General features: G+C 57.3%; 15 protein-coding genes and 1 pseudogene. 4 read left to right on the top strand and 12 right to left on the bottom strand.

Features of this window, described 5'->3' with window-relative positions; genetic code table 11:
* Nucleotides 1-4: 4 nt before the first annotated feature.
* The 3 genes and pseudogenes from HFD94_RS08790 to HFD94_RS08785 form a co-directional block, all read right to left on the bottom strand.
* Complete coding sequence (locus HFD94_RS08790) at nucleotides 5-676, bottom strand: hypothetical protein (protein WP_163641174.1); 672 nt, start codon at nucleotides 674-676, stop codon at nucleotides 5-7.
* Nucleotides 677-885: 209 nt separating this feature from the next.
* A pseudogene (locus HFD94_RS22995) lies at nucleotides 886-981 on the bottom strand (transcriptional regulator); the annotation flags it as partial.
* Nucleotides 959-1,870 (bottom strand): LysR family transcriptional regulator, encoded by a 912-nt coding sequence (locus tag HFD94_RS08785; RefSeq protein WP_167433029.1) that lies wholly within the window; start codon nucleotides 1,868-1,870, stop codon nucleotides 959-961. The gene HFD94_RS08785 and the pseudogene HFD94_RS22995, both read right to left, overlap by 23 nt.
* 97 nt (nucleotides 1,871-1,967) lie before the next feature.
* Between HFD94_RS08785 and HFD94_RS08780 the strand changes: the two genes are divergently transcribed.
* The gene (locus HFD94_RS08780; RefSeq protein ID WP_167433028.1) at nucleotides 1,968-3,026 is read left to right on the top strand and encodes an SDR family oxidoreductase; all 1,059 of its coding nucleotides are present in this window, start codon (nucleotides 1,968-1,970) and stop codon (nucleotides 3,024-3,026) included.
* A gap of 58 nt (nucleotides 3,027-3,084) precedes the next feature.
* Here the strand turns inward: HFD94_RS08780 and rluF are convergent, their stop codons facing one another.
* Together rluF and HFD94_RS08770 are read right to left on the bottom strand one after the other, a co-directional pair.
* A complete protein-coding gene (rluF, locus tag HFD94_RS08775; RefSeq protein ID WP_033768811.1) occupies nucleotides 3,085-3,963 on the bottom strand; it encodes a 23S rRNA pseudouridine(2604) synthase RluF in 879 nt (292 codons plus the stop codon).
* 103 nt (nucleotides 3,964-4,066) lie between these two features.
* A complete protein-coding gene (locus HFD94_RS08770; protein ID WP_010670550.1) occupies nucleotides 4,067-4,537 on the bottom strand; it encodes a GNAT family N-acetyltransferase in 471 nt (156 codons plus the stop codon).
* 311 nt (nucleotides 4,538-4,848) lie between these two features.
* On the opposite strand from HFD94_RS08770, the gene sfnG reads away from it, so the two are divergent.
* Nucleotides 4,849-5,934 carry a dimethylsulfone monooxygenase SfnG gene (gene sfnG, locus HFD94_RS08765; protein WP_010246924.1) on the top strand — a complete coding sequence of 362 codons (1,086 nt, stop codon included), beginning with the start codon at nucleotides 4,849-4,851 and terminating at the stop codon, nucleotides 5,932-5,934.
* Between the two features lie 145 nt (nucleotides 5,935-6,079).
* Here sfnG and HFD94_RS08760 read toward each other — a convergent pair whose 3' ends face one another.
* Nucleotides 6,080-8,053, bottom strand: coding sequence for an autotransporter outer membrane beta-barrel domain-containing protein (locus HFD94_RS08760; protein ID WP_167433027.1), 1,974 nt, complete (start codon nucleotides 8,051-8,053; stop codon nucleotides 6,080-6,082).
* Between the two features lie 204 nt (nucleotides 8,054-8,257).
* Nucleotides 8,258-9,148 (bottom strand): MurR/RpiR family transcriptional regulator, encoded by an 891-nt coding sequence (locus HFD94_RS08755; RefSeq protein WP_010670553.1) that lies wholly within the window; start codon nucleotides 9,146-9,148, stop codon nucleotides 8,258-8,260.
* Nucleotides 9,149-9,619: 471 nt separating this feature from the next.
* Here HFD94_RS08755 and HFD94_RS08750 point away from each other — a divergent pair, with 471 nt between their 5' ends.
* A complete protein-coding gene (locus HFD94_RS08750; RefSeq protein ID WP_167433026.1) occupies nucleotides 9,620-11,740 on the top strand; it encodes a TonB-dependent siderophore receptor in 2,121 nt (706 codons plus the stop codon).
* Nucleotides 11,741-11,762: 22 nt separating this feature from the next.
* Complete coding sequence (locus HFD94_RS08745) at nucleotides 11,763-12,869, top strand: ABC transporter substrate-binding protein (RefSeq protein WP_167433118.1); 1,107 nt, start codon at nucleotides 11,763-11,765, stop codon at nucleotides 12,867-12,869.
* Here HFD94_RS08745 and HFD94_RS08740 read toward each other — a convergent pair.
* From HFD94_RS08740 to HFD94_RS08720, 5 genes are all read right to left on the bottom strand, one after another.
* Nucleotides 12,858-13,841, bottom strand: coding sequence for an XdhC family protein (locus tag HFD94_RS08740; RefSeq protein ID WP_033760766.1), 984 nt, complete (start codon nucleotides 13,839-13,841; stop codon nucleotides 12,858-12,860). The two genes, HFD94_RS08745 and HFD94_RS08740, sit on opposite strands and share 12 nt — an antisense overlap.
* Nucleotides 13,838-14,404 (bottom strand): NTP transferase domain-containing protein, encoded by a 567-nt coding sequence (locus tag HFD94_RS08735; protein ID WP_122889497.1) that lies wholly within the window; start codon nucleotides 14,402-14,404, stop codon nucleotides 13,838-13,840. The genes HFD94_RS08740 and HFD94_RS08735 overlap by 4 nt, the downstream gene beginning before the upstream one ends.
* 95 nt (nucleotides 14,405-14,499) lie before the next feature.
* Nucleotides 14,500-16,884 (bottom strand): xanthine dehydrogenase family protein molybdopterin-binding subunit, encoded by a 2,385-nt coding sequence (locus tag HFD94_RS08730; RefSeq protein WP_122889498.1) that lies wholly within the window; start codon nucleotides 16,882-16,884, stop codon nucleotides 14,500-14,502.
* Nucleotides 16,881-17,873: a xanthine dehydrogenase family protein subunit M gene (locus HFD94_RS08725; protein WP_010246907.1), complete on the bottom strand. Its 993-nt coding sequence runs from the start codon at nucleotides 17,871-17,873 to the stop codon at nucleotides 16,881-16,883. Before HFD94_RS08725 ends, HFD94_RS08730 begins: the two co-directional genes overlap by 4 nt.
* The gene (locus HFD94_RS08720; protein ID WP_022624540.1) at nucleotides 17,870-18,358 is read right to left on the bottom strand and encodes a (2Fe-2S)-binding protein; all 489 of its coding nucleotides are present in this window, start codon (nucleotides 18,356-18,358) and stop codon (nucleotides 17,870-17,872) included. The genes HFD94_RS08725 and HFD94_RS08720 overlap by 4 nt, the downstream gene beginning before the upstream one ends.
* Between the last annotated feature and the right edge of the window lie 172 nt (nucleotides 18,359-18,530).

The following is an 18,530-nucleotide window of genomic DNA, read 5'->3' as shown; positions in this document are numbered from 1 at the left end:
GGCGCTATCTTTTAGCCAGATAGCGCCTGTCATCGCGCGCCTGCAACCGCGCCTCCGCTGGTGAGGGGAAGATATAGTGAAACAGATCGCGGTAAAAACTCAGGTGCTTCAGCAATCCTTCCTGTATGGATCTACTGATGTCTTTGATCAGAAATTCCTGAGTGGTGCTGAAGTTAGTCACGCTAAAAAAGGTTTTGTCATAGACGTTGACCACACCTTCCCATTTCATCACCTGCTCTTCCGGGGAAGCCCCTTCTGAGGCGACAAATATCCCTTTATGGGATTTCAACCCCTGCTTACTGATATAAGTGGTTAACGCATCATAGCCGCGCTTGTTACGCCAGCGGCAGAATTCGTAGGGCACATCATAATGGGGCAGCACAAAATCCGGACTACGAAAATGTTCATCACCAATTAACCCATCCAGCGTAACCGTGAAATGCAGAAAGTCCTGCAGGAAGTCGAACTGGCGAGTTTTAGTCAGTGTGACATTAATGGTGTAGTGACCTGCATGCACATACCAGTAATTGGTAAAGCCGGTGACCAGAATACAGAACGCCTGCCAGTCACTGAGTCTTCGATCCCCCGCCAGCCCCCTGAAACGGCTGATCATCATCCGTGATTTGGGATGCTGATACGCTTTCAGCAGCGGATCGTTCATACCTTTCAGTAACATCAGGCACACTCCTTGATAGATTGCGCTTATCCTGCCACGCCCTGATCAGGGTGAAAAGTGTCGTTGGTCTGAATGTGACCCCCATTAAAATCTGGCGGGTGGCATGAAACGGACTGCGGGATCGGGGGAGAGGGCTTTTAAATTCTTCAGCGAGGGGAAACCGGAGGCATCGATAATGAAACAGGATGCCAGCCATACGGGCTGGCCTGTCAGAGCTTCGCGAGCGTCTTCAGCGTTTCTGGGTTCTGCTGCACCATGCGGATCAGTAAAACAGCCTGGGCGTTAGGTCTCGCCCTGCCCTGTTCCCTGCAACCGCACCAGCTCCTGAGTTAACAACGTGACCAGCTTCCGCACTTTATCCGGGATAAAGCGGGCATCGGGGAAAACAGCATAAAGATAACGGTCGGGAAGCCGCCAGTCCGGTAAAACCCGCACCAGTCGGCCGGATGCCAGCGCGTCTGCGCCGATAAGTGTTTGTAACCCACCGATCCCCAGCCCCGCTTCAAGGGCCTGCATCAATGCATCACTGTTGTTAGAGCGAAAAGCACTTTCCACCGGCACAGACACCCTCGTGGTCGCGGACACCAGCTGCAGCGGCGCATCGGGCGATACGCCGCTAAAACGTATGTGGGGATGGTGCTGCAGGTCACTGGGAGTTTGCGGCGTGCAGTTTCGCGCTATCCACTCAGGGGAAGCCACCAGCACGGTTTCAACCGTGGTGAGTGAACGGGCAGCCAGTGTAGCGGGCGGCGATTCGCTGAGGCGGATTGCCACATCAACGCCTTCACCAATGAGATCCGACAGGCGATCCTCCAGCGCAATATTCAGACGCAGTGCGGAATGCGCCTGCTGGAATGCAATCAGATACGGCATAAGCCGCTGCCCGATGCCGCTCGGTAGTTGCATATAGAGTTTGCCGTGAAGAGGCTGCGACTCAGGCCGTAGTTGCTGCTCCAGCTCTTCCATCGCGCTGAGCAGCTGCCTGACCTGCTGCAGATAATGCTGACCCTGCTCCGTCAGCGCCATTTTTCGTGTGGTGCGGTGCAGCAACACGACCCCCAGCGCCTCTTCAAGCGCGGCGATCTGCTGGCTTACTGCCGACTGCTTCATGCCGTTTTGCCGGGCCGCAGCCGAAAAAGATCCCGCTTCTGCCACCCGGATGAAGGTCTGAATCGCATTCAGTTTGTTCTGCATTTATTGATTTTCCTGATAAGTGACATCCGTTTCAGGGGATTTAATCAGAAATAAACGCAGGTGAGAATGCAGCTTCTCTCTTAACAGGGCAATGATCATGAAAACGACGCAGGATAAGAAGGTTGCGCTGGTGGCGGGTGCCAGCGGGATTGTCGGTCAGCAACTGAGTCAGGCGCTGGTAGCAGATCACTGGCAGGTCAAAGCACTGACGCATCGGTCAGACTATGCAGTCAGCGGCACAGAGGTGATTGCGGTTGATCTGCGCGATAGCCAGCAGTGCCAGCAACGGCTGGCATCACTCACCGACGTCACGCATATCTTTTACAGCGCCTGGCTGAACGCTTCTGACTGGGTAACCATGGTCGGGCCGAATCTTGCCATGCTGCAAAATCTGGTTCAGACCATGGAAAATGTCGCCCCACTTGAGCATGTCAGTCTGATGCAGGGATACAAGGTGTATGGCGCCCATCTCGGACGCTTTAAAACGCCGGCGCGGGAAAGCGATCCTGGTGTACCGGGTGCTGAGTTTAACGCCGTGCAGCTGAACTGGCTGAGCGCACAACAGCAAGGTAAAGCCTGGCACTGGAGTGCGCTGCGGCCCGGTGTGGTCGGCAGTGACAGGCCGGGCAACAGCATGAACCTGGCGCTGAGCCTGGCGCTGTACGCTTCAATCTGTCGCGCGGCGCGGCTGCCCTTACGCTTTCCCGGTTCGCCGGAAACCTGGCACAGTATGGTCGATTTTACCGATGCCACTCTGCTGGCCGACGCGACGATCTGGGCCGCGCGTACTCCAGACGCACGCAATCAGGCCTTTAATATCAATAATGGCGATCTCTGGCGCTGGAGTGAGCTATGGCCGGTCATTGCAGCGTGGTTTGAACTGGAGATCGCGCCGCCGGTTTCGCTGTCGTTCCGGCAACTATTTCAGGATTATCGTGCGCTGTGGCGGGAAATCGCCGCTGCCGACGCGCTGCTCCAGCCCGATATTCTGGCGCTCAGTGATGGTGTCTTCGCTGATTTTGTTTTTGGCTGGGATTACGACATGTTTGGCGACGGCAGCAAGCTGCGGCGGGCGGGATTCCACGGTTATCGCGCAACGGATAAGATGTTCTGCGATCTGTTTGCCCGCTTCCGGGCGGCCCGGATCATTCCGTGATGATCCGCTGATTACAGATGCAGAGAGCAGGAAAGTCGCTCTCTGCATCGGGCCATCATTAGCGCCCTTTCTTCTTACGTCCCGGCTGGACAAAGCGCTTGCGTGAGGCACCGTTAGCATCCGCTTTTTCAGCGGGTTTCGCCGCACTCTTCTGCGGTTTTTTGGCGGCGGCCGGTTTCGCCGGAGCTTTAGCTTTCTTCGCTGGTTTATCTTCTGAAGAGGAGTTCTCCAGCAGTTTAAACAGCTCAACGAGTTCGTCGTCAGTGAGATCGCGCCATTCCCCCAGCGGCAATCCCTTGAGATTGACGTTCATGATGCGGGTGCGCTCAAGCTTCGTCACTTCAAAGCCAAAATGCTTACACATACGGCGGATCTGGCGATTCAGCCCCTGGACCAGCGTGATGCGGAAGACAAACGGCGCTTCTTTCTTCACTTTGCACTTTTTGGTCACCGTGCCCAGCATCGGCACGCCTGCGCTCATTCCGGCAATAAACTCATCGGTGATCGGCTTGTCGACCGTAACGACATACTCTTTTTCGTGGTTGTTACCGGCCCGCAGGATCTTGTTGACCAGATCACCGTGGTTGGTAAGGAAAATCAGGCCCTGAGAATCTTTGTCGAGTCGGCCAATCGGGAAGACGCGCTTGCTGTGATTGACGAAATCGCTGATGTTATCGCGCTCGCCCTCTTCCATGGTGGTGATAATCCCCACCGGTTTATTCAGGGCAATCAGCACCAGATCGTCTTCATCGCGCGGCTCGATAAGCTGACCATTGACCTTCACCACATCGCCTGCAAATACCTGCGCGCCTACAGTGGCGCGTTTGCCGTTAATGAAAACGTTGCCCTGCTCGATGTAACGATCGGCGTCACGACGGGAGCAGATGCCGCTCTCGCTGATGTATTTATTAAGACGAGTTGATGAGTCAGTCAGCATGATTCCTCCAAAAAACGCGGACTATACCTTACCGGCGGGGGCTTGCGAAGTCTTTGCACCGGAAACTTTTGCCCTGCTTCGCCAGCCTGACGGCAGCGGGCATTCACAGATCAATCGCCATCTCAGTACAGCGTAAATCGCTGCCCGCCAGCTTTGACGGATAGAAACTTTCGCCCAGCGGCCGGAAGCCATGCTGCTGGTAAAAACCCACGGCGTTCGGCGTCGACGCGAGCGTCAACCGGCGGTAGCCACGCTGCAGCGCCTCCGCTTTGATGGTGTTGATGATTAGGCCCGCCATTCCCTGTCCGGTGAACCCAGGCAGGGTAAAAATGGCTTCCACGCTGGCGGCGGCAAGGTCCAGCGATCCCATAGCAACCGGTACGTCGTCCGGACCATCAATCACGAAGAAGGGATTCATGCGGATCATTGCGGGAAAGCTGGCGGGCATGCGGTCTGGCGTCCAGGCGGCGAGCACGTCGGGTGGATAAGCATGCTGGCAGCCATGACGGATGGCCAGATTTCTGATGTTCCATAAATGGTGCGCCTCTTCGGGCGATGCCTGTCTGACAATCATAGTGCCCTCCGGCTCTGCAACAGAACCGCTACGTTATCACATCGCTTTGCGGCTATCTGCGAATACCGCCGGGTTCAGTGCCCCTGGCCTCGCCGCAGTTACGCGCGGTAATGAAGCGCTGCTGCATCAGCAACCGTGCTGTTTCTGTGTTGCTGCATTTGCAACATCCACTTTATGCAACATTGGTTTTTAATCTAGTAACATCAATCTATTACGCTCTGGCATGGTTACTGCTTGGTCTTTTCTTTTATATCTGAAAGTTTGGAAAAATTAACTGTTCCATTAATCCAGCTATATGCCAGGAGAAAACCATGTCACTGAACCAACCTTTACAGTTCGCCTACTGGGTACCGAATGTCTCGGGCGGACTGGTGATCAGTCAGATAGAGCAGCGTACCCGCTGGGATGCCGAATACAACCGCAAACTGGCGCAGATCGCTGAACAGGCGGGTTTTGATTACGCGCTGACGCAGATTCGCTTTACTGCAGGATATGGCGCAGATAATCAGCATGAATCGGTCACATTCTCGCAGGACTTACTTAGTCACACCTCGAAATTAAAAGTGATTGCCGCTCTGCTTCCCGGCCCGTGGAATCCGGTGTTGGCGGCAAAACAGATTGCCACTATCAGCCATCTTTATGGTCCACGCATCGCCGTTAATATTGTCAGCGGCTGGTTCCGGGGCGAGTTCAAGGCAATTGGTGAACCCTGGCTCGATCATGAAGAGCGCTATCTGCGTTCAGAAGAGTTTATTCGCTGCCTGCGCGGCATCTGGCGTGAAGAGAGTTTTAGCTTTGCCGGCGATTTTTATCGCTTCCGCGATTACGTGATGAAACCCAAGCCGTTGTCACCGCTCCCGGAAATTTTCCAGGGTGGCAGTTCACGCGCGGCGCGCGACATGGCCGCCAGGGTGTCAGACTGGTATTTTACCAACGGTAATACCCCGGACGGTGTCCGTCTGCAGGTCGCGGATATCCGTGAAAAAGCCGGACGTCATCAGCATCAGGTCAGAATCGGGCTGAACGGTTTTGTGATTGCCCGCGAGAGCGAACAGCAGGCGCAGGCGGTGCTTCATGAGATCATCAGCAAAGCCAACCCGGATGCGGTAAAAGGCTTTCAGCATGAGGTCAAAAATGCTGGCAGTGCCTCACCCGAAGGAGAGGGAAACTGGGCGAAATCGTCGTTTGAGGATTTGGTGCAGTACAACGACGGCTTTAAAACCAATCTGATTGGCACACCGCAGCAGATTGCTGAACGTATTATCGAACTGAAGCAGGCCGGTGTGGATCTGCTGCTGCTGGCATTTCTGCACTTTCATGAAGAGGTCGAATTCTTTGGCCGCGAAGTGATACCGCGGGTCCGCGAACTGGAGGCGCAGGCTTTGATCGAAGCGTGAAAACGACACGCCGCAGAAGAGAGTTATACCCGACTGCATCCGGGGCGTGATGAACGCTCAGATCTGCTGCAACGTCGCCCGCCGCTATCATTATGAGAGCGACGGACAACGTCTGTAGGGCTTTTCACTCCGCAAAGCAGATCGGTTAAAAGCGGGCGTTAAGCCCGACGTTCCATGTCACCTGATGCATGTCGCTGTTGCCTGTTACCGCCGAGACGCCCGCAAAGGCATTCACCGAGGTGCCAAGCGGCACGCTCGCACCCAGCGCCATATCGATCCAGTTATCATCACTGGAATCGCTGCTGCGGGTAAAGGCGGTGCGGGTCGATTTCAGTCCGGCGGTCACCGCCGAATCGCTGTCACCAAACTGGTGGTTGTAGCTGACCTGCGCCCAGGGATTGATCAGTAAATCTTTGCTGTCGATACGCCAGCCCACTGCGCCGATTTGAGAGTGCAGCGTCTGGTCGCCAAAGCGCATTGAGGTGCTGCTATTGCCCTCCTCTTTATAGCCATCGACCTGGGTGTAGTCGAGCGCATAGCTGGCCACCGGGCCAGTAGAAACATAGCTACCCAGCGGCAAATCCCAGCCGGTCTGCAGCCGCATTCCCAGCATCTTACCGTTGCTGTTGCCCTTTTCCGTGCGGGTCGCCGGTCCCAGCCTGATCTGACGCTCAATATCATCAAAGTCGAGATCCGCATAATGGGCGTCCGCATTAATCCATCCCCGATCGAGATAATTCAACTGACTCCAGAGCGCCACCAGATTGCCGCGTAAACGGTAATCAAAGCGCGACGAGGGATCCTGACGTTGCGAGGTCGTAGAGAGCATGGCACCGGCCTGCAAGTGATCGGTCAGCTGATAGCCCACACCCACGGTGCCGCTGGCACTGGTGGCATCACCATCCTGCAGGCTGTCACCGCGGAAATCACGCTGCTGTCCGGCATAACCGCCGAAGACCGTAAACTCCCCGGCGTTAGCGGGCTGCTGACGCTGCTGCTGCAGATGTCCATCCAGCGTATTGTGCGCATCGCCCACCAGCATCGACGGCGCCCGACTCAGCGCAGCCACCTGCAGCGGCGCATTCAGCACCGACTGAATGTAATCGGCGATCAGCGCATGGACCGCCGGGCTGGGATGCAGTCTGTCTGCAAACAGATACTGCTGTGACTGCGAAAATCCTGTCGTCGAGGAGGTGCAGTCCATCGCCGAGACACCTGGCGGACAGGCCATTCCGGCCGTATTCGTGAGTCCATACAGGCCCGGATTAGCGATCACCTCATTAAACAGGCCATTGATATCCACCCGCGCGATGTTCCCGCGCGCGGCCACCAGCCCCTGCTCTTCAGCCTGGTTGTAACGGTCGGTGAGTGCCGCCGCCTCCTGACTCAGTAACTCCCAGGCGGCAATCAGCTGCTGCGCAATGGCATCCCGGATCAGCGGGATTGAAGAGATTTGTCCGGCCGCCTCGCCAAGCGCGGTTTCAATCGCCTGCTCTCTTGCGGCACGGTCAGGCGTAGTGGTGGTGCTCAGCGACTGAAACAGCGCCGCCGTGGCAGGTTGTGCCGCTGGACCAGGCACCTGCAGAATCGCCTGCAGCAGGGCGGGCGTTGCCCCTACATTAGGTACCGTCGGTACAATCACCGTTCCGGCTCCGGCATCCAGCAACCGGCTGACCTGTGAGGCCGCTGCACTGGCGCTGTTATCCACTATCTGCCGGGCAGCGAGAGGGGCAAGAGCCGCCGCCGCTAAATCATTGCCGCCAATCCAGTGAATATAGAGACCGTCCGAATCAGCTCGTCCGCCTCGCGCCGCAAGGTAGCTATCAAGCTGATCCTGAGTGTTAAACAGGGGATTAATCGCAGGTACCGCAACTGCGCCACCTTCGGCATAGTTGCTTCCGCCCTGCGATGAAGGGCGCAGGTTATCACCCAGCGACTGCGCTACGATCTCGTCATAGAGCGGATGGGTCGCGCCATCATAGGTAAAGCGCCCGACGTTCCCGCCATCACTCAGGCTATCGCCAAAGACGGTAAGGTCGCTCCAGGCCATCGCTGGCAGCGGCGACAGCAGGCTCAGGGTGGCACAGCAGAAAAGGTATTGCGCGTGAAGGGGTTTCATCAGCAGCTCCGCACAAATCAAATGAAAGTCAGTATGAGTAAGAACCGCACCGGCTAGCGCAGCAAGCTGTAAGCGTAGACGGCTGAGGAAAGGGGTGGCAGAAAATACGGGATCGCGCTCGCAAAGCGGAGAAATTTGACTTAAAGATCAGCCGTGCCGGTTCAGGTGAAATACCGGGAACCCGCCACAGCGTCGTTACACTGGCTACTTTTTGCTGGCGGGCTTCAGCCCGCGATTAAGATCCTGTAACCGTTTCATCGTCTTAACGGTACGCTGTGGCAGCGTTGAGGCAACGGACAGGATCAGCATCTCCAGACAGACCATAATCGTGCCGTGCAGGGGAATGCGTCCCTTCTCGCCGCCGCGCGGCACATTGATTACGACATCCGCCTCGCGGGCGAAAAAGGAGTCGGTGGCGTTGGTCAGCAGAATAATCGGAATATCCAGCCGCTTCGCTTCACGCACCACGGTTGTCCCTTCCCGGTGCGCCGACTGTTGCGCCATCATGATCAGCACGTCGCCACGCTGTAGCGCCAGCATCTGCTCTGCCAGCGCAATTCCTGCACGGTTAAGGGAAAAGGCGGGCAGACCGATACGGTTGAGCAGCCGCACGCTGTAGTCCGCCAGAATACCTGAGGCGTTGATGCCAAAAATAGCGACCTGCCGCGCTTCGCCCAGCAGCGCCACGCTATCCGCTACCGCCACCCGATTCTGCGGCTGCGACAGCACCTCACAGGCGTGACGGTGGCCCTCCAGCACAAAGTCGATGGCGCTGTTCACATCACTGGTCACCTCACTGACGGTGGTGATCATCTTATCTTCAGAGGTCAGCGAGGGACCAAACCAGGCCTTAAGTGTCTGTTTGAGGTCGCGTAGCCCGCTAAAGCCCAGCGCCTGAATCGCGCGGATTACAGTGGCATCAGAGGTGTGATTCGCCACAGCGATCTCCATCGCGGTGCTCTCCAGCACCGTTTCCCGCTGCTGATCGATATAGCGCGCCACCGCCAGCAGGCGGGGTGAAAGCTGCTTTTCACGGGCGCGAAGACGTTCTGCCACCACATCCACTCTGTTTTTAACGGGCCTGCTCTGTTTCATGCTGCACCTGCAACTGGGGTTAAATGTGTGAAAGACTCATTGCTAGTCTGGCTAAATGGAGAGTTTAAGGGCCGGGAGATGTAGTAAAAACGTCATGCTGTTTTATATTTCACCTGAAGAAGATGTGGATTTAACCAAAAACCTCACCTCCCCATGAAAATATATTCATTATTTTCAATTAAATAAAACTGCCAGCCAACATTTTTGCAGCGATAAACGACACGGAAAAAATGTAGTCAATTCTATTCAAATTATGTTTACTACTACAATATCGGATGTTTGAATGATTCTCAATTACAGATGAGAAGTATTGTCGTCCGGGAGACGAAATGATGTCTGACCCCTGATGCGATTCTCCTCTGCTTAAAGCGCTGCATATTGCAGACCACCTCCAGGGAAGCCCTGAGTGACAGACCGTCATGCAGGGCGTATTTGCTTCAGAAACTGCCAGTTACAGACACCAAAAGAAAAATGATAAACAAAGACTCACGATATCCGGCCCGGCACCCCGCTCTGGTCGTGGCGATCTGCAGCAGCATTATGCTGCCACAGGTCAATGCAGCAACCGACAGCGCCCCGGATATGACCGTGACCGCGGATGCCAGTTCAGAGGGAAATTACAGCGCCACTCAGAGTAGCGTCGCCAGTAAAATGCCGACCGCGCGGCTTGATGAGGCGCAGTCGGTCAGCGTGGTGACGCAGCAGCAACTGGACGATTACCAGGCAAGCTCACTGGCGGATGCGATGCGCTTCGTCAGCGGTGTGACCGAAGCAAACACGCTGGCTGGCACCGAAGATGGCTTTGTACGACGCGGATTTGGCAGCAACGCCGATGGCTCTATCTACCGGGATGGCATTCGCAGCAGTCAGGGATTGAATTTCGATGCCACGACCGAGCGGGTTGAGGTGCTGAAAGGCTCCTCCTCGCTGCTGTATGGCATTCAGAATCCGGGCGGCATTATCAATGTGGTCAGCAAAAAGCCGCAATACAGCTGGCACTCCAGCGTCAGCGGACGTTACGCCAGTGAAGGTGGCGGTGCGGGCACGCTGGATGTCACCGGCCCGCTGGGCAACGGCTTCGCCTTCCGGCTGATCGCCGAAAAGCAGAATCAGGATTACTGGCGCAACTTTGGCAGTGAAGAGCACACACTGCTGGCACCCTCTCTGCAATGGTATGGCGAGCAGGCAAGTTTTCTGATCAGCTATGCCGACTACCGCTATGACATTCCCTACGATCGCGGCACGGCCTTTATCGACGGCAAGCCGATCGACATCGGTTATAAAGATCGGCTGGATGACAAAGCCAATCACGCCTGGGGCCATAACAAAACCCTGACTGCTCATTATGACTGGCAGTTTAATGATGAGTGGCGCACCCGGTTAACCCTGGGCTGGAACCAGCGGCGCTATGACAACAATGAAGTGCGCGTGACGGCGGTGAACGCCAGCAGCGGCGTGGTCACACGTCGCGCCGATGCCAATCGCGGGTTTAACCACAAAACCAAATATCTGAGCTGGGATCTGCTGGGTAATCCCGAAATTCTGGGTATGCAGCACGCGCTGGTGGTGGGCACCGACTATGAGATGAACCAGACTTATCGCGCCCATCAGTATCAGGGCAAGGTCAACCGCCAGTTCAACTATTTCACGCCTGAATATGACCTGCTGTCACCGGTCACGGACGCCAGCACGGAAAATAGCGCAGCCGCCAATAACCTGAACCGCATTCATAGCCGGTCACTCTACGCCAAAGACAGCATTTCTCTGTCACCCGACTGGATTGTGGTGCTGGGCGGTCGTTATCAGCATTATGAACAGCGCGCCTCGCGCGGCTTTAATCCGCAGGTGGAAACCCTGAATGATGAGGGTAATAAGTTTCTGCCGCAGGCGGGGGTGATCTACAAATTCACACCTGACCTCTCTTTCTACACCAGCGTCAGCAAGTCGTTTACGCCGTCAACCGACGTGGATGATGATGGCAATGTCGGCAAACCGGAACAGGGCACCAGCTGGGAAGTTGGCAGTAAATGGCAACTCTCGCCGAAACTGTTCGCCACCGTCGCGCTCTATCGGATAGACGAAAAAGCGATGTCGCTGAATATTAATGGCAGCACGCGGGCCATTGATAAAGCCCGATCGACCGGCGCTGAGTTTGAGCTGAACGGCGAAATTGCACCCGGCTGGGATTTGAGCGCGAACTACAGCTATGATCAGGCAGAGATCGTAAATGACCGGGTTAATCCGGATAACAATGGTAATCGTCTGCAGAATGCGCCGCGCCATGCCGGTGCGCTCTATCTCAGTCATGAGATGCAGATCAGCAGCCTGCCCGGCTCGTTCCGGCTCGGTGGCGGTGCACGCTATGTCGGCAGCCGTGCGGGCGATCCCGATAACAGCTTCACCCTGCCCGACTATGTGGTGGCAGACAGTTTCGTGGCATGGAACAACCGCCTGTTCGGTGAAAAAACGCAGCTGCGTCTGAACATTAATAACCTGTTTAACCAGCACTATTACAGTTCAAGCGGCGGCAACCTGCGCGTCCGTGAAGGTGAAACCCGCAACCTGATGGTACAGGCCCGTGTTGAATTTTAAATCGCTGCGCTGTGCGTTATTAATGCTGAGCGTGATACTGGTCAGCGCTGGCGCGACCGCCCGCACGCTGACCGACATCACCGGCCGTGAGGTCACCCTCCCCGGCCATCCGCAGCGTATTGTGCTGGGTGAAAGCCGGATGCTCTACAGCGTCGCGCTGCTGACACCCGGCAATCCGCTGCAGCATATCGCTGGCTGGCCACAGGATCTGAAAAAGTATGATCCCCAGACCTGGCAGATTTTTGCCAGTAAGTTTCCGCAGATGGAGGACATTCCGGTACTGGGTCTGGATGGCGTCAATGACATGAATCCCGAACAGGTGATCGCACTGAAACCGGACCTGGTGATCCTGCCGCAGCTGGCGCGCGGCAGTGAAAGCGGAGCAGTGCTGGAGAAGATGCTCAGCGCGGCGCATATCCCGGTGGTGAGGATCGATCTGCGGGTTGAGCTGCTGAAAAATACCGAGCGCAGCATGACCCTGCTGGGCGAGGTGCTGAATCAGCCCCAGCGGGCTGCTGACTTCAATCGCTTTTACCGCAGCCACATGCAGCGCATTGAGAGACGACTGGCGGACTATCACGGAGCTAAACCTAAAGTTCTTTTGCAGCTGCATCTCGGGCGGCGCAGTGAATGCTGCGTGACGTCGGTGAATGGCAATCTGGGTGAGCTGCTGCGCTTTGCCGGGGGCGACAACATCGCCAGTCAGCAGATCAAAGGCGTGTTCGGAAGGCTGAGTGAGGAGAGTGTGATTGCGGCACAGCCAGACTTTTACTTCGCCACCGGCACCGGCAGCGCCGATGAAGCGGGAGCCTTAAAACTCGGCCCCGCCGTCATAACAGCGCAGACCCGGCAGAGCCTGCTGGCGCTGACCGGTCAGCAGAATGCGCTGAAGCAGCTGACGGCATTGCGGGACGGTCACGCCGGGGCAATCTGGCACAACTTTTACCTCAGTCCATGGCACGTGGTAGCGACAGAGTTCTTCGCCACCACGCTCTACCCGCAACTGTTCCGCGATGTCGATCCTGAACAGACATTGCGGCAGCTGTTCCGTGATTTCCTGCCGATCCCCTATTCGGGCAGCTACCTCTATCGGCTCGCACCGGAGGCGACGCCGGACTCAGGCGGCTGACAGCCCGCGATTTTTCACCCGGACGATATCGGCCATCACCGACAGCGCAATCTCCGCCGGGGTTTTGCTGCCGATAGGCAGGCCGATGGGCGCATGGATGCGGTCCAGTTCGGCACGATCCATGCCGGCGATCTGTTGTAGTCGCGCCCGTCGTTTCTCGCTATTTTTCGCCGAGCCCATGATGCCGATATAGAACGCGGGTGTCGCGATCGCCTCCATCATCGTCAGGTCATCAATGCGGGGATCGTGGGTCAGTGCCACAATCGCCACCGCTGCATGCGCGCCGTTCAGCTCCAGCCAGCGCGCCGGATGCTGTGACACCAGCGTCACGTTGTCCGCAGCGCTGAAGTGGCTCTCCAGCTCCGTCAGCATCTCCGGTCGGTGCTCACAGACCCGCACGTGAAATCCCAGCATCTGCCCGAGCCGGATGCACTCATATGCCACAGTCGAGTAGCCCGCGATCAGCAGTTCCGGTATCGCACCAACCGGCAGTAACATCTGCTGTTCACTGGCATCCAGCGCAGGCAACACCCTGTCAGGGGCGAGCACTTCCCACTGCGCACGTTCGCCGGGTCGTATCATTTTCACCATCGGCTGCTGTCCGCTCAGCGCGCGCTGCATGGCCGTCAGCAGCGCCAGCGTGGCATCATCGGGCGGCAGAAACTCAATGACGATCTCCAGGCTGCCGCCGCACGGCAGGCTGACGTCAGGACGCATTCCGCCTTCACCGTACCGCACCCGCTGACTGCTGGCGCGATAGGCTCCTGCCGCCAGTTGCGCCAGAAAGTCCTCTTCAATGCAGCCGCCCGACAGCGATCCGCAGTAAGCACCCGTTTCGTTGACCGTCATCAGGGTGCCAGGGGCCCGCGGCGAAGATCCATAGGTGCGCAGCACCGTGCAGAGCCAGACCTGCTGACCCGCCTGGCAGCTGCTCAGTGCCGCATTAATCACACGTTGATCCAGCGTAATCATGAAAATTCCTTTATTAACTGCAGATCAGCAGGGAGATCGATATCACACAAACAGCCGCGATCCTGAAGCGGCAACCGGACGGCGAGTGACTTCACCGCCGCCTGCGGCCCGGCATCGCCCTGTAGCGTGCTCAGCATCGGGTAGCAGGGGTTCTGAAAGCCCACCGGATGGCCCGGCCTGCCGTCAATCCACGGCCTGACGATCGGCGCGTAAGCCAGCGCAGCGCTGACGGCGCGGTAACTTTCAGGCGTGACAAACGGCATATCGCCCAGCGCAATCAGCCAGCCGTCATAGTCACGGCTGGCTTTGACACCTGCGGCGATTGATTCGCCCAGCCCGCCGCTGTCACACAGCACCAGGGTAGCCTGCGAGCAGAGCGCCTTAAGCGCAGCGGCGTCCGGGCGCGTGACCACAAACAGGTCAAGACCACTGGCAGCGGCCTGCTCCAGCGTGCGTTGCAGCACCGGTTTGCCATTCAGATCGGCCAGCAGCTTATGCTCACCCGCCTGCTGGCGAAAACGGCGACTCAGCCCGGCGGCCAGCACAATCAACGCTATCTTCACTCTTTCTCTCCGCTAAGCGTGAAAAACGGGCGCAGGTTTCAGCCCGCGCCCGCATATCCTCACATCGACCTGCTGGCAGCAGGTCAGGAACAGGCTCAGATAATCTTATCGAGAGTAATAGGTAAGTCGCGCACCCGCTTACCGGTGGCATGGAACACCGCATTACTGATCGCTGCCGCCACGCCCACGATACCCAGCTCACCCACGGCTTTACCGCCCATGGTGGTCGCCTCAAAATCGGGCTCGCCAACGTTGATGGTGGTAATGCTCGGGATGTCACCGTTAACCGGCACCAGATAGTCCGCCAGGTTGTTGTTGATCACCCGACCATTGCGTGGATCGACGATGCCCTCTTCCATCAGCGCCTGACCGACGCCCATGATCATGCCGCCAATCCACTGGCTGCGCGCCAGTTTAGGGTTGTAAAGACGACCGCTGTCGAGCGCCGCCACCATCCGTTTGACCCGGATAGTGCCGAAATCTTCATCGACCCGCACTTCCACAAACTGCGCGCTCCAGCTGTGGGCCGAGAATTTTTCAGGGCGGCTCATGTCATTAAGGTTGCGCACCATCTTGTCGCGCTCGCTCTGTGACAGATCGTCCGGGAAAGTGCCGCCTTTCACCGTCAGACTCTCCGCCGGTGCCAGGGTCGCCAGCCGGGCAAATGAGACCGCCATTCCGCTGCGCAGATTATGCTGAACCCCGTCGCCTTTCAGCGTGAGCTGAGATGCCGGAGTGCCATTCAGTGGCGACTGTGGCAGCTCGCTGGCGAGTTTCAGCAGCTGGTCGCGCATTCGTCTGGCGGTATCGTTCACCGCCGCGGTCACGTTGCCCGCAAGCTGCGATCCACCTGCGACACCGGCACGCGGCAGCTCGGTATCACCCAGCTGAACCTCGATGGTGGCAGAGGCGACGCCAAGAATGTCGGCAGCGGTCTGCGCCAGGATGGTATAGGTCCCGGTGCCGATATCCGCACCGGCGCACTGCACCACAAATTTACCCTGTGGGGTCAGGATGATTTTTGCCTCAGCAGGCAGTTTGTTGACCGGATAGGTGCCAGAGGCCATGCCCCAGCCAATCAATTCACGCCCTTCGCGCATCGACCGCGGCGTCATAATGCGCTTATCCCAGCCAAAGGCCTCAGCCCCTTTCTGATAGGCTTCTTTCAGGCGACGCGAACTCCACGGCAGATCGAGCTGATAATCTTTGTCCGCCCAGTTGCGCAGACGCAACTCCAGCGGATCGATATTCAGGGCATAGGCCATCTCATCCATCGCCACTTCAAGACCAAAGGCGCTGGGGTTTTCGCCTGGCGCACGCATCCAGCCTGGCGTCACGGTATTGATGGGCCTGACCTGATGCTGGGCGGAGACGTTGCCCACCGCATACATGCGGGCGGTGACTTTGCTGCAGTTCTCAGCAAATACATCGATTAATGAGGTTTCACTGAAACTGCGCTGGATAATCGCCTGGATCTTGCCGTCACGCGAGGCACCCAGTTCCAGCTGCTGCGAGGTGGCGGGACGTCCGCCCAGACCAGTAAAGGTCTGCGGTCGGGTCAGCGACACTTTGATAGGACGCTTCAGCGCTCGTGATGCCACACTGGCCAGTGCGACGTGGGTGTAAGGCACCGGCTTGGACCCAAATCCCCCGCCGACATAGGGCGAAATAATCCGCACATCTTCAACGTCAATGCCCATCCACTCGGCGATTTCCACCTGCGCGCCTGCCACCCACTGACTCGGCTCCCAGACGGTAATGCGTCCATCCTGCCACTCAGCTACACAGGCGTGCGGTTCCATCGGCATGTTGTATTCGCGCGGCGTGGTATAGCGCTGGCTCAGACGCACCTCGGCCTGCTGCATCGCCACCTGTGCATCGCCCATATCGATATCCTGTTTCGATACCGGTTTCGGTTCGACACCCTCATCGGTGGCAAAAATCAGTGCGGGCGAGGTTTCATAGTCGATCTCCACCAGCGAGGCGGCATAAGTTGCCTGCTCAAACGTCTCTGCCACCACCAGACCGATGTTCTGGCCATTGTGAATAATCACATCGTCCTGAATCGGGGTATAGGTTGACTGCGCCGCGCCGCCGTCTGCAATCGCGGTAGGTTTGTTGATCTTCAGGCTATTCAGATGGGTATAAACCGCCACCACACCCGAGGCCTGCTGCGCCTTTTCCGTCGACATCCGGCTGATACGGCCGCTGGCAACAGTAGACTGGATCACCACGCCATAAAGCGGATTTTCCGGCTGATGTTCTACCGCATACCGCGCCTCACCGGTGACTTTTACTTTGCCGTCACCCCGCGAGCGCCCGGCGCCCAGTCCCTCAATCGGATCGGTGGTTTCTGGTTCTGCCGTGGCAGTATCACTGGCACTGGCGCTTTGCATACTCAGCCCCAGGCTGCCCGCCGCTGAGATCGCCGCCGTCGCCTTCAGTAACTCCCGACGTGATTTGTCATTTACGTCACTCATGCGGTTTCTCCTGCTGCCATCAGCGCACGTGCAATCACACGCGGCGCCAGTTTTACTTTATAGGCGTTGTGGGTCAGCGCCTGCGTCTCCTGTGTAATCCGTTCTGCCGCCTGGAAGACCGTCTCTTCATTAAACGGCTGGCCCTCCAGCGCCTGCTCCACCGACCTGACCCGCCAGGGTTTGGTGGCGACGCCGCCCAGCGCAATATGGACCTGACGCATCACGCCGTTCTCCAGCGTGAAGCCTGCGGCCGCGCTGGCTGCAGCAAACTCATAAGAGCTGCGATCACGGACTTTAAGGTAGTGTGAGTGACGCAGTGACTCGGTTTGCGGCACTTCGATAGCCACAATAATTTCGTCATCGCGCAGATCGTGCTCACGATCAGGTGTGTCACCCGGCAGCAGGAAGAAATCATCAATCGCGATGCGGCGGGTTTCGCCCTGCTGATTCTGCAGGACCACGATGGCGTCAAATGCCACCAGCGCCACCGCCAGATCGCCGGGATAGACCGCGATGCAGCTGTCGCTGGCGCCCAGGATGGCATGATTGCTGTTAACGCCATCCAGTGCGGCGCAGCCGGAACCCGGATTGCGTTTGTTGCAGGCGGAAAAGGTCGCCGGATCGCGGTAATAGGCGCAACGGGTACGCTGGCGTAAATTACCGCCCAGCGTGGCCATGTTACGAATCTGCGGTGACGCGGCCTGCCACAGGCTTCCGTAGATGGCTGGCGCGTTCTGCTGGCAGGCGGGATGATCCGCCAGGCTGCTCATGGTGACCAGCGCGCCGGCCGTGATCTTATCGTCGTCAAACTGCAGGTTTTTAAGCCCGGTCAATCCAGTGATGCCGATGAGCTGCGGCGGCGTGAAGACCCCACACTTCATCAGATCGAGTTGTGTGGTGCCGCCTGCCAGAAACTGGCTGCCAGGCTGCTGTTTCAGAGCTGCGGCTTCCTCAGGCGACTGCGCGACTTTCCAGCTGAATTCATTCATGCGGACTCCTTCGCCATCTCTGCTGCGGCCTGTTTAATCGCATCCACAATGTGCGGATATGCTCCACAGCGGCAAAGGTTGCCGCTCATATACTCACGGATCTCATCTTCTGAACCCGCATGGCCCTCTTTGATGCAGGCGACGGCGGACATAATCTGACCCGGTGTACAGTAGCCGCACTGGAAGGCGTCATTCTCCATAAAGCAGCGCTGCACCGGGTGCAGTTCACCTTCGGTGGAAGCCAGCCCTTCAATGCTGGTCACTTCGGCGCCATCCGCCTGAGCCGCCAGCGTCAGGCAACTCAGCACCCGCTGGCCATTAATCAGTACCGTGCAGGCACCGCACTGCCCCTGATCGCACCCTTTTTTGGTGCCGGTCAGGTTAAGATGCTCACGCAGCGCATCAAGCAGGGTGACACGGGGATCGACCTGCATCTGCTGCGACTGACCATTAACCTGCATTGTTAGCGATATTTTTTCCGACATTGTCTGCTTCCCATTGTTGGGGGCCAAAAGATTTAATTTTTTATAGGTTTATTTCTGACGGGGTTCGAATCGGGGGAAAATCGTGATAACCCTAATCTTTACGCGCGTATCTCTGCTTTAAGGTTTAGCAGCTTTTTGGCAATTTTGCGGGGAAGCCGGGAAAAGTAAGTGT

This window comes from Pantoea sp. EKM20T (assembly GCF_011800485.1).
In the GTDB taxonomy this organism is placed as follows: Bacteria; Pseudomonadota; Gammaproteobacteria; order Enterobacterales; family Enterobacteriaceae; genus Pantoea; species Pantoea agglomerans.
Note: the sequence above shows the minus strand (reverse complement) of the source record. Positions and strands in the feature narration are given on the sequence as shown.

Coding starts and splice junctions, on each gene's coding strand:
- HFD94_RS08790 (WP_163641174.1), bottom strand. CDS start 676: ATGTTACTGAAAGGTATGAACGATCCGCTGCTGAAAGCGTATCAGCAT.
- HFD94_RS08785 (WP_167433029.1), bottom strand. CDS start 1,870: ATGCAGAACAAACTGAATGCGATTCAGACCTTCATCCGGGTGGCAGAA.
- HFD94_RS08780 (WP_167433028.1), top strand. CDS start 1,968: ATGAAAACGACGCAGGATAAGAAGGTTGCGCTGGTGGCGGGTGCCAGC.
- rluF (WP_033768811.1), bottom strand. CDS start 3,963: ATGCTGACTGACTCATCAACTCGTCTTAATAAATACATCAGCGAGAGC.
- HFD94_RS08770 (WP_010670550.1), bottom strand. CDS start 4,537: ATGATTGTCAGACAGGCATCGCCCGAAGAGGCGCACCATTTATGGAAC.
- sfnG (WP_010246924.1), top strand. CDS start 4,849: ATGTCACTGAACCAACCTTTACAGTTCGCCTACTGGGTACCGAATGTC.
- HFD94_RS08760 (WP_167433027.1), bottom strand. CDS start 8,053: ATGAAACCCCTTCACGCGCAATACCTTTTCTGCTGTGCCACCCTGAGC.
- HFD94_RS08755 (WP_010670553.1), bottom strand. CDS start 9,148: ATGAAACAGAGCAGGCCCGTTAAAAACAGAGTGGATGTGGTGGCAGAA.
- HFD94_RS08750 (WP_167433026.1), top strand. CDS start 9,620: ATGATAAACAAAGACTCACGATATCCGGCCCGGCACCCCGCTCTGGTC.
- HFD94_RS08745 (WP_167433118.1), top strand. CDS start 11,763: ATGCTGAGCGTGATACTGGTCAGCGCTGGCGCGACCGCCCGCACGCTG.
- HFD94_RS08740 (WP_033760766.1), bottom strand. CDS start 13,841: ATGATTACGCTGGATCAACGTGTGATTAATGCGGCACTGAGCAGCTGC.
- HFD94_RS08730 (WP_122889498.1), bottom strand. CDS start 16,884: ATGAGTGACGTAAATGACAAATCACGTCGGGAGTTACTGAAGGCGACG.
- HFD94_RS08725 (WP_010246907.1), bottom strand. CDS start 17,873: ATGAATGAATTCAGCTGGAAAGTCGCGCAGTCGCCTGAGGAAGCCGCA.
- HFD94_RS08720 (WP_022624540.1), bottom strand. CDS start 18,358: ATGTCGGAAAAAATATCGCTAACAATGCAGGTTAATGGTCAGTCGCAG.